The organism is Paenibacillus sp. MT86, from assembly GCF_058792535.1.
In genome coordinates, this window is record NZ_CM179499.1 from 791,341 (window position 1) to 806,853 (window position 15,513).

General features: G+C 52.8%; 8 protein-coding genes. 5 read left to right on the top strand and 3 right to left on the bottom strand.

Annotated features, from left to right (window positions below):
* Window positions 1-134: 134 nt before the first annotated feature.
* A complete protein-coding gene (locus AC3RCL_RS03430) occupies window positions 135-1,811 on the top strand; it encodes a glycoside hydrolase family 13 protein (RefSeq protein WP_492534577.1) in 1,677 nt (558 codons plus the stop codon).
* A gap of 39 nt (window positions 1,812-1,850) precedes the next feature.
* Window positions 1,851-2,912: an NAD(P)-dependent alcohol dehydrogenase gene (locus AC3RCL_RS03435; RefSeq protein WP_492534578.1), complete on the top strand. Its 1,062-nt coding sequence runs from the start codon at window positions 1,851-1,853 to the stop codon at window positions 2,910-2,912.
* Window positions 2,913-3,035: 123 nt separating this feature from the next.
* On the opposite strand, the gene AC3RCL_RS03440 is transcribed toward AC3RCL_RS03435, so the two are convergent.
* Together AC3RCL_RS03440 and AC3RCL_RS03445 are read right to left on the bottom strand one after the other, a co-directional pair.
* A complete protein-coding gene (locus tag AC3RCL_RS03440) occupies window positions 3,036-3,884 on the bottom strand; it encodes a DUF4179 domain-containing protein (RefSeq protein ID WP_492534579.1) in 849 nt (282 codons plus the stop codon).
* A complete protein-coding gene (locus AC3RCL_RS03445) occupies window positions 3,881-4,399 on the bottom strand; it encodes a sigma-70 family RNA polymerase sigma factor (RefSeq protein ID WP_492534580.1) in 519 nt (172 codons plus the stop codon). Before AC3RCL_RS03445 ends, AC3RCL_RS03440 begins: the two co-directional genes overlap by 4 nt.
* A gap of 360 nt (window positions 4,400-4,759) precedes the next feature.
* On the opposite strand from AC3RCL_RS03445, the gene AC3RCL_RS03450 reads away from it, so the two are divergent.
* A complete protein-coding gene (locus tag AC3RCL_RS03450; protein WP_492534581.1) occupies window positions 4,760-6,010 on the top strand; it encodes an MFS transporter in 1,251 nt (416 codons plus the stop codon).
* A 326-nt stretch (window positions 6,011-6,336) separates the two neighbouring features.
* Here the strand turns inward: AC3RCL_RS03450 and AC3RCL_RS03455 are convergent, their stop codons facing one another.
* Entirely contained in the window at window positions 6,337-12,909 is a 6,573-nt protein-coding gene (locus AC3RCL_RS03455) for a WIAG-tail domain (RefSeq protein WP_492534582.1), read from the bottom strand.
* Here AC3RCL_RS03455 and AC3RCL_RS03460 point away from each other — a divergent pair.
* Window positions 12,908-13,657: a hypothetical protein gene (locus AC3RCL_RS03460; protein ID WP_492534583.1), complete on the top strand. Its 750-nt coding sequence runs from the start codon at window positions 12,908-12,910 to the stop codon at window positions 13,655-13,657. The genes AC3RCL_RS03455 and AC3RCL_RS03460 overlap by 2 nt on opposite strands.
* 330 nt (window positions 13,658-13,987) lie before the next feature.
* Complete coding sequence (locus tag AC3RCL_RS03465; RefSeq protein WP_192569809.1) at window positions 13,988-15,493, top strand: HD-GYP domain-containing protein; 1,506 nt, start codon at window positions 13,988-13,990, stop codon at window positions 15,491-15,493.
* Window positions 15,494-15,513 lie beyond the last annotated feature (20 nt).

Consider the following 15,513-nt stretch of genomic DNA (forward strand, 5'->3'; position numbering starts at 1 on the left):
ATCGTTTAAACGGCAATACTGTATGCTGCCACAGACTGCGGCTTAGGCAGGAGTCGGTTCATAAGAATGTATAAACGACTAATGTCCGTATACCGCGATGGGCAGCATTTTGATTGTAAACGGGGGATCAGGCAATGCGGAAAGCATGGTGGAAAGAAGCCGTTGCGTATGAGATCTATCCGCGCAGTTTCATGGATTCGAATGAAGACGGCATCGGGGATCTGCAAGGGGTGATATCCCGTCTGGATTATTTGAAGGATCTCGGGATTGACGTCATATGGGTATGCCCTATCTATCGATCCTCCAATAACGACAACGGCTATGATATCAGCGATTATCAGGATATTATGACGGAATTCGGCTCGATGGCCGACTTCGACCGGCTGCTGGCCGAAATCCATAAGCGCGGCATGCGCCTTATCATGGATCTGGTGCTTAATCATACCTCGGATGAACATCCGTGGTTTATGGAAGCCCGCTCCTCCCGAACGAATCCGAGGCGGGATTATTACATCTGGCGGGACCCGAGGGACGGGGCCGAGCCGAACAATTGGGAATCGGTGTTCACCGGTTCCGCTTGGGAATACGACGAATTAACGGGTCAATATTATCTCCATCTCTATTCGAAAAAGCAGCCTGATCTAAATATGGAGAATCCGGCGGTCCGGGAAGAGCTGGTGCGGATGATCCGCTGGTGGCTGGATAAAGGGATCGACGGCTTTCGCGTGGACGCGATCACCCATATTAAGAAGCTGCCGGGTTTGCCCGACATGCCGAATCCAAACAACCTTCGATATGTCGATTCAAATCCCGGTCACCGGAATATCGCGGGAATCCATGAATTTCTTCAGCAATTCAAACGCGAAGCGTTCGCCGATTATGACATTATGACGGTGGGCGAAGCCAGCGGCATTCCAATCTCCGAAGCAGACCGCTGGATCGGGGAGGAGAACGGGGCGCTGAACATGATTTTTCAATTTGAGCACGTCAATCTCGATTTCGGACTCGAAGGGCGCTGGGATTACGCCGTCTGGGACTTGGCCGAATTGAAGCAGATCATGCATAAATGGCAGACGGGCCTGGAAGGGACAGGCTGGAACGCTCTCTATATGGAGAACCATGATCAGCCGCGCTCCGTATCCCGTTTTGGCGATCCGGTCCACTATCATAAGGAATCGGCCAAGATGCTGGCTACTTTTTTTATGCTGATGCAAGGGACGCCGTTCATTTACCAGGGGCAGGAAATCGGGATGACGAATGTCGAGTTTCCGGAGCTGAGCGATTATCGGGACGTGGAGATCTACAATTATTACCGCGAGCGGCTGTTGGACGGAAAAGACGTGTCCGAGACGATGCGCAGAATCGCGTACCGGGCCCGGGACAATGCAAGAACGCCGATGCAGTGGGATGACACGCTTTATGGCGGTTTCTCATCCGTCGTGCCGTGGATTCGGTCCAATCCGAATTATCATGAGATCAACGTGGAGCATCAACTGGCCGATCCGGATTCCATTCTGAATTACTATAAGGCCTTGATCCGTCTGCGCAAGTCCACCGAGGCGCTGATCTACGGAAAATACGAAGCCGTGCTGGAGGAGCATCCGGAGATCTTCGCTTATTCCAGATCATTAGGGAACGAGGTATATCTGATCGTATTGAACTTTTACGGCAGGACGCCGGAGTTTCAGTTTCCAGCGGAATGGAGCGGCCGTCATCCGGAAGTGGTGCTCACCAATTACGAGCGGTCGGACCGGAGTTTCGGCCAATTCACCTTAAACCCTTATGAAGCGATAGTTTATCGTGTAAACTAAGTGGGTAAGCGATTTCTTGAAATGAGAGGTGAATGCAGCTTGTCGCAGCCTAATTTGATGTCTGCCGCCGTTCTTGATCGTCCTTTATCCATTGGGGTGAAGCAGGTGCCCATTCCGGAGCCGAAGCCGGATGAAGCCTTGATTAAGGTGTATTGCATCGGCATCTGCGGTTCGGACGTGCATTATTATGAGCATGGACGGATCGGAAGGTATGAGGTGAAGGAGCCGTTGATTCTGGGACATGAGCTGGCTGGAGTCGTTGTGAAAACGGGGGAGAAGGTGACAAATGTCTCCGTCGGTGACCGCGTAGCCGTGGAGCCGGGCGTTACGTGCGGGCGATGCGCCTATTGCAAAAGCGGACGCTACAACCTGTGCCCGGACGTGGTGTTCATGGCGACTCCTCCGGTTGACGGTGCCTGGGCCGAATACGTTGCGGTTCGCAGCGACTTTCTGTTCCGGCTGCCGGATGAAATGTCCTTTGAGGAGGGCGCATTGCTTGAGCCGCTGTCCGTTGGCCTTCATGCCGTACGCCGCGGGCGTATCCGGCCGGAGGACCGGGTGCTGGTGCTCGGTTTGGGCCCGATCGGCCTGCTTGCCATGGAGGCAGCCAAAATGTCCGGAGCCTCACAGGTATTCGGCAGCGACGTCGTGGATTACCGGCGCAATCTGGCCCTTCAGATGGGGGCCTCCGGCGTGATCAATCCCATGGACGAATCCGTGCCCCAGCGATTGGTCGAACTTACGGGCGGCAAGGGAATCGATCTCATCATCGAAACATCGGGCAATGCCGGGGCCATCGCGGATTCCATCGGTTATGTGAACCGCGGGGGCCGCATCGTGTTTGTAGGCTTGCCTGCAAAGGATGCCATTCCGGTGGATATCGGCGCTTTGGTTGACGCCGAGCTGGATGTATACGGTGTGTTCCGCTATGCGAATACGTATCCGGCCGCTATTCAGATGCTGCAGAACAAGGGCAGCCGCATACGGGACATCATCACCCACCAGTTTTCTTTGGATCAGATCGAGGAAGCCGTGGAGCTTGCCCGCACGCAAAAGGACACCAGCGTCAAAGTCATGATCTATCCTCATCAAAACGCATAACGTTTCTTTGCGGCAGGAAGAGCTGCTTCCGGAGCTGGCGGTACAACCGAACCTGATAATGTGATCATCGAAAAGCACCGCCCCAACACTTGTCGGAGCGGTGCTTTTTTCATGTGTTGCCGGTTAGTCCGGGCGCACATTGCTCATCCAGCTGTCGATGCGAAGATCATCGCCGTAGGTCTCGCGCGACGAAATTTCGCCGAGCTTCTGCTCGGCAGCCTCGCGGGTGTCGAATCCGCCGATGACCGCGATGAAGTCCCCGCCGGCCGCCTTAATGAAGGTCACGTCGTCTTCCAAGTAAATCTCTTCAAGAATGGCCAGGGATTCCCCTTGCGGCATCGTCTCACTGCGGATATAGAAGACTTTGCGCGGAGTTACCGGCTCGCCGGTGGAAGTAAGCTTCAGCTCCAAATAGCCGGGATCTTTATATTCCGATACGGAATGCTTCACGCCGTCCTTCAGCTCAACGACAAAACGCATGGCCGAATCGTCCAGAATCACATTTTCATAAACATCCTTCACCAGCGGAAGTGCCAGCATGTCTTTCTTGATGGTATCATAGTCAAAATTTCGAACCCCGTTAAACGTGAAAATAAGGCGGTTCGGGGCATCTCTATGGTCGACGGTATAGGCAGGCACGCTGGAAACGGACTCGCCTTCCTGATCAAAATGAATCTTGAATACATCCTCGGAAGCTTCCGTTCCTACGGTAACGCCGTCGGTCCGCTCGCCGCCGCCCCCGAATTGCAGCACCTGAACGATGCTGCCCACCACGGGTACTTTGGATAAGGCATTGGCTACCGTTGGGATATTGACCACGAAGAGCAGGGCGACGGCCGCTGCAACAACGGAAGAATACCTCATCATGCGTCTGGATCGTTTACGGGTGGCCGCCTTTTTCTGCGCAGCATCTATAACGCCTGTTAACTGAGCGGGGATTTCAATGTGTTCGTAGCGTTCTTTTCCTGTCATAGGCTATCGACCTCTCCCTCGATTAAATAAGATTTCAATTTTCCGATAATGCGATAAAACCTGGTTTTGACGGTGTTCTCGGACAATGACAGCACATCCGCCATTTCCCTAAAGCGCAGGTCCTCAAAAAACTTCAAAATCATGTAGGTTTTCTCCTCCGGCGGCAGTTTGTCCAGCGCATCGTACAGATCCATTTTCTCCTCCAGCGGGACCGCATGCTCTGCAGCCGCGTAGTCCTGGGCCTGGTCTTCCATATAGGTAAACCGCTTCTTGCGACCGAGATGGTCGATGGCAGCGTTAATGACGATCCGGGTCATCCAAGAATCAAAATACTGCGGCGCGTTTATCCGCTCATAAGCGAGGTATCCCTTATAGGTCGCTTCCGAGACGATGTCCAGTGCCTCCTGCTCGTTTTTGACATAGCAATAGGCCACCCGGTATAACTTGTTCTTGCATTTCTCGATATGTTCACTGAACTGTTGTTGCTTCGATTCTTTCGCTCTCAGTTCACTCACTCCTAACTACTAGCACTAGTATACATGTCATGGCACGAATTCGTTGATCTGTTCATTCATTGGCCGGATTGATGGGATCAACTCAAGTACTTGAGTGCGCTTGACTGATCATTAGACCGTGGAGAGGGCCAAATAGTTTTAGTCCGGGATAAAAAATAGACGAATGGAGGGATATACCAGGCCGGTTACGCCGTCTGTGCGAATCCAAGGCTGAAATGAGGAGGGATTGAAAAATACCGAGCAGCTTAACAGAAGACATGAAGGATGTTACTATATGAGTCATATGAAATGAACGGAGGCCAGAACATGTAGGTTTTTCTACCCAACCCGCACAACTAAATACAGAATTGGGGTAGAAAGATGAAACGGAAATCCTTTCGATATCTCTGGATAGGCCAGGCGCTCGCCAATAGCGGCGATTTATTTTACATTGTCGGCCTGATGGCTATGATCCATGGGATTACGGGATCTGCCATGTTGATGGCCATGATCCCTTTCGTTACGACGACGGCCCGGTTTATCAGCGGGAGCTTTGCGCCCGTTTTAATGGACAAGTACAGCCTCAAGTCGCTGCTTGTTTCGTCTCAGATCGGAAAAACGGCCGTGCTGTTCCTGTTGATGGTAACCTGCTATGCACTGGGAGAGCAGGAGGCGACGGTTTATGCGATTCTCGGATTCGTATTTCTCATCTCCTTGCTCGATGGCTGGGCTGCACCTGCCAGCCATGCCATGCTGCCGCGTCTGGTGGATGCCGCCGAGTTAACGAAAGCGAACAGCTTTGTTGCCATCGTGGATCAGATGATCCAACTGGGAGGCTGGGCCGTTGGGGGATTGCTGGTCGCAGTCATGGGCGGAAGCAGCGTGATAGGACTGACCTTTGCGCTGTCCCTGGCAGCGGCAGTCTTCATGAAACTTATAGAGGATCGGCATGAAGCCGCCCCGGAACCGAAAGAGAAGACGCGCGTTTCGAAAGGGCGCTCCATTCAAGAAGGCTGGGCGCTCATTTGGAAGCAGCCTTCCCTTCGGGCGATTCATGTGATTTATGTATTGGAGACGATGGCAGGCGTGATCTGGATCGCAGCGATCATCTACGTGTACGTGGCTGATGTGCTCCACAGGGAGGAGGCGTGGTGGGGATATATCAACGCAAGCTTTTTCCTGGGACTCATGCTGGGCGGACTGTTCGGAATGAGAGGCGCGGAGCTGATCGACCGCAATATTCGCAAGTTCGTCATCTGCTCTTCCTTCGGCATCAGTCTGATGACGCTCGGTTTTGGATTGACCTCGGTGCCTTGGCTGGCCCTTATGTTCTCGGCAGGCTTCGGCGTTTTTGAACAGCTGAAATCCGTCTCGCTGCAGACCACTCTGCAGCGAAGCGTATCCGTTCATCTGTTGCCGAAGGTGTATGCGGCTCAAAGCGCGATGGTTTCGCTGGTATTTGGCCTATCCACGCTGCTGTTCGGGTTCATCACCGACGAATACGGCGTCCGGACTACGTATATCATTGCAGCTGCGGTGTTGTTCATCTCGGGCTGTTACGCTGCAATCATACGAACGAGGTGGCCGGGGGCAGGGGAAAGCGCAGCACAAGGAGGAGGACGCGCGGTATAATTGGCATATAGGTTCATCCTCCCGCCGGACTTGATGACTGCAAGTTTCATACATGCAGACAATTTCGAAAATAAAAAAGGCGAGCGTTAAGCTCGTCTTTTTTATTTTTGAATACTACGGGGACTCGCGTTATGAACAGGCGTTTCATCCATATCCTTATGCAAGGCTTTAATTTCGTAAGCCGTATTTGAAACAATCCACGCCCTTTTCCTGCGGAAACATAGGCTGGTAGAGTATGCGATTCATTAGAATGACGATGGCATGAATAACGTGTAAGCGGCTCTCCTATCGCTATAGGAGAGCCGCTTTTGGGCTTGATATTCTGGTTATAGTGAAGGGCCAAGGGCAATCCAGGACACGAAGCCGTAGGAAAGGCTGCAATTCGGCTGGCGGATCACTTCCAGAACTGCTGCATCCTCGCGCTGGGATTTCAGGGAGATCTGGAAACCAGGATTGTTGCTCATCCCCACGATAACATAATTAATGCCGGCATAAGGTTCATCGAATAGGACGGTTACCTCGGTCTGAGTGCCGGCCCCTGTCAATACAAAGGGGGTCATTCCAAATTGCTGAAGTTTCGGCTTCCCGCTTGAGCTGCGCACCGGCGTGAAGGCCAGATGCTGTGCAGTGACTGCTGATTCAGCCAATTGCTGGCCGGTAACAGCCCCGTCGGAAATATGAACGCTAGCGACAGCCGACTTGCCTAATTTGTCGCCGTCAATGCTGCCGTCAGCGAGTGTAAAGGTATCAAAAGCGTCCGGTCTAAGATGTCTTCTCTCGATGGTCCCGTCAGCGATTTGGTTTCCGGTAACAGAGCCCTCGGCCAAGGTGAAGTTATTAAAAGCATCCGGTCCAAGGTGTTTACTCTCAATGGAACCTTCGGCGATCAGGGAACCGTTCAAAGATCCCTCGGCCACGTTCGCGCCAGTGATAGTCCCTTCAGCGATTTGGCTTCCTGTAACAGAACCGTCAGCCAGGGTGAAGTCATCAAAGGCACCCGGAGCGAGATGTTTGCTCTCAACAGACCCCTCGGCCAAGGTGAAGTTATCAAAAGCATCCGGTCCAAGGTGTTTACTCTCGATGGAACCTTCGGCGATCAGGGAACCGTTCAAGGACCCCTCGGCCACGTTCGCGCCAGTGATAGCACCTTCAGCGATTTGGCTTCCTGTAACAGAGCCGTCAGCCAGGGTAAAGTTATCAAAGGCATCCGGTCCAAGGTGCCGGCTCTCGATGGATCCTTCGGCGATCAGGGAACCGTTCAAAGATCCCTCAGCCACGTTCGCGCCGGTGATAGTACCTTTAGCGATATGACTTCCTGTAACAGAGCCGTTAGCCAGGGTAAAGTTATTAAAGGCATCCGGTCCAAGGTGCCGGCTCTCGATGGATCCCTCGGCCAAGGTGAAGTTATCAAAGGCATCCGGTGCAAGGTGTTTGCTCTCAATGGACCCTTCGGCCAAGGTGAAGTTATCAAAGGCATCCGGTGCAAGGTGTTTACTCTCAATGGACCCCTCGGCCAAGGTGAAGTTATTAAAGGCATCCGGTCCAAGGTGTTTACTCTCGATGGATCCTTCGGCGATCAGGGAACCGTTCAAAGATCCCTCAGCCACGTTCGCGCCGGTGATAGTACCTTCAGCGATTTGGCTTCCTGTAACAGAGCCGTCAGCCAGGGTAAAGTTATCAAAGGCATCCGGTGCGAGGTGTTTACTCTCAATGGACCCCTCGGCCAAGGTGAAGTTATTAAAGGCATCCGGTGCAAGGTGTTTACTCTCGATGGAGCCCTCTGCAATCTGGGAGCCGTTCAAGGACCCCTCGGCCACGTTCGCGCCAGTGATAGTGCCTTCAGCAATTTGGCTTCCGGTAACAGACCCCTCGGCCAAGGTGAAGTTATCAAAAGCATCCGGTCCAAGGTGTTTACTCTCGATGGATCCCTCAGCGATTTGTGAGCCATTCAAGGACCCGTCGGCCACGTTCGCGCCAGTGATAGTCCCTTCAGCGATTTGGCTTCCAGTAACAGAGCCGTCAGCCAGGGTGAAGTTATCAAAGGCATCCGGTGCGAGGTGTTTACTCTCAATGGAACCTTCTGCAATCAGAGAACCGTTCAAAGACCCCTCGGCCACGTTCGCGCCGGTGATGGTCCCTTCAGCGATCTGGCTTCCCGTAACTGAGCCGTCAGCCAGGGTGAAGTTATCGAAGGCATCCGGTCCAAGGTGTTTGCTCTCAATAGAGCCTTCGGCAATCTGCGCCCCGTTCAGTGAGCCCTCGGCCACGTTCGCGCCGGTGATAGTGCCTTCAGCAATTTGGCTTCCGGTAACAGATCCGTCGGCCAGGGTAAAGTTATCAAAGGCATCCGGTCCAAGGTGCCGGCTCTCGATGGAGCCCTCTGCAATCTGGGAGCCGTTCAAGGACCCCTCGGCCACATTCGCGCCAGTGATAGTCCCTTCAGCGATTTGGCTTCCTGTAACAGAGCCGTCAGCCAGGGTGAAGTTATCAAAGGCATCCGGTGCGAGGTGTTTACTCTCGATGGAACCCTCTGCAATCAGGGAACCGTTCAAAGATCCCTCGGCCACGTTTGCGACGGTGATGGTCCCTTCAGCGATCTGGCTTCCTATAACAGAGCCGTCAGCCAGAGTAAAGTTATCAAAGGCATCCGGTGCGAGGTGTTTACTCTCAATGGAACCTTCTGCAATCAGGGAGCCGTTCAAGGAGCCGTCGGCCACGTTCGCGCCGGTGATGGTCCCTTCAGCGATTTGGCTACCTGTTACTGAACCCTCGGCCAAGGTGAAGTTATCAAAGGCATCCGATGCAAGGTGCTTGCTTTCGATGGAGCCCTCTGCAATCAGGGAGCCGTTCAAGGAGCCGTCGGCCACGTTCGCTCCAGTGATGGTCCCTTCAGCGATCTGGCTTCCTGTAACAGAGCCGTCAGCCAAGGTGAAGTTATCAAAGGCATCGGGTCCGAGGTGCTTGCTTTCGATGGAGCCCTCGGCAATCTGCTCCCCGTTCAGTGATCCGTCGGCGACGTTCGCGCCGGTGATGGTCCCTTCAGCGATTTGGCTACCTGTTACTGAACCCTCGGCCAAGGTGAAGTTATCAAAGGCATCCGATGCAAGGTGCTTGCTTTCGATGGAGCCCTCTGCAATCTGGGAGCCGTTCAAGGAGCCGTCGGCCACGTTCGCGCCAGTGATGGTCCCTTCAGCGATCTGGCTTCCTGTAACAGAGCCGTCAGCCAAGGTGAAGTTATCAAAGGCATCCGGTGCGAGGTGTTTACTCTCAATGGATCCCTCGGCGATCAGGGAACCGTTCAAAGATCCCTCGGCCACGTTCGCGCCGGTGATGGTCCCTTCAGCGATTTGGCCTCCTGAAACAGAGCCCTCGGCCAGAATGAAGTTGTCAAAAGCATTTGGTGCAAGGTGTTTGCTCTCAATGGATCCCTCGGCGATCAGGGAACCGTTCAAGGATCCCTCGGCCACGTTTGCGCCGGTGATAGTCCCTTCAGCGATTTGATTTCCTGAAACAGAGCCCTCGGCCAGAATGAAGTCGTCAAAAGCATTTGGTGCAAGGTGTTTGCTCTCAATGGATCCTTCTGCAATCTGCTCCCCGTTCAGTGAGCCGTCGGCGACGTTCGCGCCCGTGATGGTTCCCTTAGCGATTTGTCTTCCGGATACAGATCCGCCGGCCAGGGTGAAGTTAGCAAAAGCGTCGGGTCCAAGGTGCTTGCTTTCGATGGAGCCCTCGGCAATCTGCGCCCCGTTCAAGGAGCCATCGGCGACGTTCGCGCCAGTGATGGTACCTTCAGCAATTTGACTTCCCGTAACAGAACCCTTTCCTAAGGTGAAGTTGTCGAAAGCATCCGGTGCGAGGTGCTTGCTCTCGATGGAGCCTTCGGCAATCTGCGATCCGTCTAAGGAGCCGTCGGCGATGTTCGCGCCGGTGATGGTTCCCCCAGCAATTTGACTTCCTGTTACAGAGTTTTCGGCTAAAGTGAAGTTATCAAAAGCGTCCGGAGCGAGGTGCTTGCTTTCGATAGAGCCCTTGGCAATCTGGGACCCGTTCAAAGCACCAGCCGCAATGTTCGCACCCGTGATGGTTTCCTTGGCGATTTGGCTCCCCGTAACGGAGCCGTTAGCCAGGTTGAAGTTATCAAAGGCGTCCGGACCGAGATGCCGGCTTTCAATAGAGCCCTCGGCTATTTTCGAGCCGTTCAGAGAACCTGCCGCAATGTTTGAGCCGGTGATCGTTCCATGAGCAATTTTTGCTCCCGTAACCCCGTGATCCTGAATAAGCTCCGTTGTAATCGCACCGGCTTCAATATGCTTCGTGGTGATGCTGTGCGTCTGCAAATGATGGGGAAGCACGGCACCTTCTGCCAATTGTCTTGATTTGACGGACCCAGGCTGCAGCTGATCGACTCCCACACTATCCGGTTGCAAGTGGACATGGCCGACAGACTGATCCGCCAGATGGGCCATGTTGACGGAGTAAGGGGCGAGATGGTGACTTTGAATAGAGAATAATTCTATATGCTTGGATGCCACAGCCCCTTCACTGAGATGGTTTCCATGGATCGATTCTCCGGCAATATGCTCGGAAAGAACGGCACCGTTCTCGATGTGCGACGATTCAATGCTTTCGTTCTGGATATGCTTTGCGCTGATCGAGCCTGACGCAATATGCCGATCGGTTACAGCGATATCCTCAATATGCTGTGATTTGACCACTTCCAAACCAAGATGGTCCGAAAGGACGCTCGCTTCTTGCAGATGCACTGCCGAGATGGAGAGCGGTTTGATTTTTTCTCCGCTAACGGCGTTTGTTTTCAATACGGTCCCCGACACAGATGAAGGGGTAAGGTGGTCTTCCGTAATCGATTGCGATTCAAGCTTCGCTCCTGGAATGCTTCCGTCGGCAAACAGCATATCGGGCGATCGGCTCTCGTCAGCCAAATGGTTTAGCGTGATGGATTTCTTTTTCAAATGGTAGCCGTGGATGGCTTCCTGGGTGATATGTTTGCCCAAGATGGATTCCAGTCCAAGATGCACTCCCTCAACCGACTGCTGGGCAATTTTGTCTGAGGTAACGGCTCCATTCTGAATGGCTTCCTTGGCGACGGAATGGGTTGACAGGTGGGTGGAACGAATGGCTTGGGATGCTATTTTGTCACCAGTGATGCTGCCTTCGGCAAGTTTGGACGACGTAACGGAAAGATCCACCAGCTTGTCGGTCGACACGCTTTCCGGCGACAGTTTCAGGGACGTTACAGCATGGTCTGCCAGATGCCGAGGTGCAATAACCCCTTCGCCGATGGAAGATTCGATTACGCTGCCTTCGGCAATTTTGTCGCTCGTTACCGCTCCGCGTCCAAGCGCTTCTGTTCCTACGCTCTCGGTCTGTAAATGGCAGCTGGCAACCGAGCCGTTGGTCAAATGCGATGATTGGATCGCCCCGTCTTGTATGGCATGTGCTCCGACGCTGTCTGCAGCCAGATGCTGCTGCAGAATGGATTGGCTTGCGATATTGCTGGAAGTCACGCCACTCTGCCTAATGATGCTGCCGCCAACCGAGCCCAACGCCAGCTTGCTGCCCGTTACACTTTCGGGTGCAAGCTGTTCTTCCCCAACCGATTCTCGCTGAAGATGCTGTCTCGCGATGGAACGGTCCGCCATGTGCTGCTCTCCAATCGTTCTGGAATGGATTGCCGCACCGAGCACGCTTTCAGGAGCAAAGTGCTGTGGCAAGATGCTGCCGATTGCGATATGTTTTGCTTTCACTGCATCTTGAGAGAGATGCCGGGCTTGAACAGCCTCCGAAGCGATTTGGGATGATTCTACGGCCCCTTTAGCCAAATGACGGGTTTGTACAGCTTCATTGGCAATCTTACTCGGGAGAACACTCTGATCAGCAATTTTTGAGGCCGTAACAGCCTGCTCGACCAGTTTGGCTGTATGGACTGACTGATCGGCAAGTTTGGAGCTCGTTATACTGGAATCGCTCAAGTGCCGGGTGGACACGGCGCTGACGTCGATCTGTTCGGGACCGATGGAACCAGGCTGAATCTGATCAGGCCCTATGGCACCGTCTTCCAGATGGCGGGCGCCCAGCGATCCATTCTGAATATGGTCGGCGCCAATGCCTCTAACAGCAATTTGGTCGGGGCCGATGCTTCCCTTGGCAATATGCTCCGATGTCACGGCCCTGCTGACGATATGGTCGCTGTTAATGGATTTCTGCTGTATATGGGAGCCGTCTACGGCGCTATCCGCTATTTTGTTTCCGGTGATGGCGCCATCGCGGATTTTGGATGACGTGACGGCATTGTCGGCAAGCTTGGAAGTGTGAATCGCCTCATTGGATATATGCCGGGTTTCTACGGCGCTTGATGCGATTTTTTCTCCAATGACAGATTGGTCGTCCAGCAGCTCCGTCGATACGAGCAGCTGCTCGAGGTGCCTTGCTGTAATAGCTCCGTCGGCTATTTTCTTCCCTTCAACGGCATGGTCCGCCAGCTTTTGGGTGGTTATGCTGCCATCCTTGATTTTGCTTGCGTTGACCGAGCCGTCCCTGAATTTGCGCGTCGATAAGATTCCATCCATGAGATGCTCGCCCGTGACCGACAATGGAGCAATTTTGCTTGAGGTCACGGCTTCGTCTGCAAGATGAAGGCTGGAAACGCTATAGTCTTGCAGCGCTTCGGGACCGACCGCTCCACGAGCAAGCTTGGAAGCCGTAACCGACTTGGAGGCGATCCGGTTCTCGGTTATGGCATATTCACCTATGTCCTCTGTAAATATAAATGCTCCCTTAATTTCTGGCATTTCCTTTTCAAGAATCAACTGCTCCGGCTCGATTTCCGTGTTCGGCAGAGGATCGGAAGATAGCGTCAAATCGTCAGAAGACAGTGTCATGGAAGAATCTGCAGAAGACAGTGTCACGGAATCTGCAGAAGACAGTGTCACGGAATCCGTAGAAGATAATGCTGTGGAGTCAGTTGCTGCCGCGGCGGAGTCGGAATTTACCGGCACGGCATCAGAGAATGCAGTAACCTCTGTTGATACAGAAATAGCTTCGTCTAATATTACGGGTTTGATGACTTCTTCTCTTTCTTGCTGCCTTAATTCGAAAATGCCGATGAGATCCTCTTCCGGATCCGCGAGGGGTAATGTTGAAAGAATGCGGGCTTCTTTATCTTGTTCTGTTTCTTTTTCTTTTTCTTTTTCTTTTTCAGGACTGCGTCCATTACCCCGCCCCAACAGGTCGAGTTCCCTGGTACTAGGGTCAACTCTGAAGGGTTGGTTAGAAGATGTTGACGAGTTTTTTTTCTTTTTCTTCAAAACTGCACGCTCCTTCCGAATACTGATCGTCTCCGGTATCATATGCAGCCGTTTAGGCGGCTGTCACTGGTCTTTTGGGATTCGAAGAATCGAAATGGCGGCGCATCCATGGAAAAAGGACCCGGCAAAGGCCGAGTCCTTCATTGTGCGCTTAATAGCGCTTATAAAATTTAACCCCTGGCGCCTTTACGGCTGCACAGTCGGTTCCGTATTTGAAGTTTCTTCAAGAATCTTTGCTTCTAAAACGACAAAAGCCCTGCCTCTCTTTCGTCCTTGCGGCTCCGATGACCGCTCCAGTGTGAATCAGAAAACCGTTCCATAAAACTCATACTTTTAGGGTCATAAAATAGGAATTTGCACTTCAACAGAGATGTAAATAACCATGTTTCGAGGAACTTACGGGGTTAAACTTCGTGTAACAATTAATTATTATAGCACAACTGCATGTAATAAGCAAAGATATTCAAACGAATATTAGAATGATATGCAAAAACGCTTGATTTTTTCCTGAAATCCTACGATATTCATATTAACAGTTTTTTCTTGCAAATTCTGCTGCCGAGCTCTTAAACTTGTAGCATCATGTCGAATACGTTCGGATCGCATATGCCTTGCCGATGTTTATTATCCGTTTAATGAAAGTAGGCGTTCCATGCAACTGTATAAGTCTTTTCTTAAACAGCTAATCCGGAACTATATGATCGGGTCCATTGCAGCTGTGCTTGTTGTGGGTGGCGTATTAATGGTAACGACCCTCGAGATTCCCACCCGGGAAGGCGTGCGTCTAATGCTCATATTGGCCATTTCGTTCATGGTAATGGTCGCATCGGAGCTGACGGTCTTTCTTCGCCATTTACGGCCGATTCACGCGGGATTTGATGAAGGCCATACGGATTTGGAAACGTTGGAAAAAGCGTATTTGAGCATTCACCGTATGCCGCGTTTGGCGGTATATCGCATATTCGGACCGCATCTGCTCGGTTTATCGCTTCCGGCCATTCTGCTTACCGTTTGGATGATGGAGCAGGGGAAGCTGAATTTCCCGCCGTTCTACATATGGCTGGCTTGCCTGGGGGCGGTCCTGCTGGCCAGCTGTCATGCCATGATCGAATTTTTCCTCACCATAGCCGCCATTCGCCCTTTGATCAAGGAAGTTCGGCGGCAGGCGCTGTCGCGTTATGGCGTGGATTTCTCTCTTGAAGGCCATGTGTTCATGGCGATTCGGACGAAATTTCTGCTGAGTACGATGCTGATCGGCACCTTTCCGCTATTTCTGTTCAGTTTGGCCGTGCAGATCCGGTTGGAGGGGCTTAGTCAGATTGTAGCCCAGCAGTATTGGGGCTGGGCCGGATTTATATTGCTGCTTGGGGTCGGATTTGCTTATATCGGCGCCTGGCTCTTGACCCAGGATTTGCAGCGTCCCATCCGTCAGCTGTACCGGGCGATGAATGAGATCAAGGAGGGCCGTCTGATTCAGACCTCCAATCTCTACTCCGATGAATTTTCCAATTTGATCGCGGGTTTTAATATGATGGTCCGCGGGCTGCAGGTGCGCGAGGAACGGAATCGCAAGCTGCTGGACAGTTATTTTGCCGCTTTGGCGGCGGCGCTGGATGCCAGAGATCCTTACACGGCCGGCCATTCGCTTCGGGTAGCGGAATATTCGGTGTTGATCGGCCGTCTGGCCGGACTAAGCGAAGAGCAGGTTGATCTTTTGCATAAGACGGCATTGCTGCATGATATCGGCAAGATCGGGGTCAGGGACAACATTTTGCTGAAGGAAGGGAAACTGACGGCAGAGGAGTTCGATCAGGTAAAGGCTCATCCGGCGCAAGGGGAGAACATTCTGCTGCAAATCGAGCCTGCCGATGCGATGGCTCCTTACCTGGAGGGGGTGCGCTCCCACCATGAGCGCTATGACGGAGGCGGGTACCCTGACGGGCTGAAGGGAAAGGAAATTCCGCTGTTCGGCAGGATTATTGCGGTGGCCGATGCCTATGATGCCATGACGTCGGATCGGCCGTACCGCAGCGGCATGAAATCCGCGGATGCGTTGAGCATATTGGAAGCTGGTAGGGGAACCCAGTGGGATCCCGATTATGCGGGCATGTTCGTGAAATACATGAAAGCGGAGAAGAAGGTCATTACGATCCGTTAGCGGGGGACCGGCCAAGGAAC

Bases quoted from the DNA above. Each gene is read 5' to 3' on its own strand.
- AC3RCL_RS03430 (WP_492534577.1), top strand. From the start codon at position 135: ATGCGGAAAGCATGGTGGAAAGAAGCCGTTGCGTATGAGATCTATCCG.
- AC3RCL_RS03440 (WP_492534579.1), bottom strand. From the start codon at position 3,884: ATGACAGGAAAAGAACGCTACGAACACATTGAAATCCCCGCTCAGTTA.
- AC3RCL_RS03450 (WP_492534581.1), top strand. From the start codon at position 4,760: ATGAAACGGAAATCCTTTCGATATCTCTGGATAGGCCAGGCGCTCGCC.
- AC3RCL_RS03460 (WP_492534583.1), top strand. From the start codon at position 12,908: ATGGAAGAATCTGCAGAAGACAGTGTCACGGAATCTGCAGAAGACAGT.
- AC3RCL_RS03455 (WP_492534582.1), bottom strand. From the start codon at position 12,909: ATGACACTGTCTTCTGACGATTTGACGCTATCTTCCGATCCTCTGCCG.
- AC3RCL_RS03465 (WP_192569809.1), top strand. From the start codon at position 13,988: ATGCAACTGTATAAGTCTTTTCTTAAACAGCTAATCCGGAACTATATG.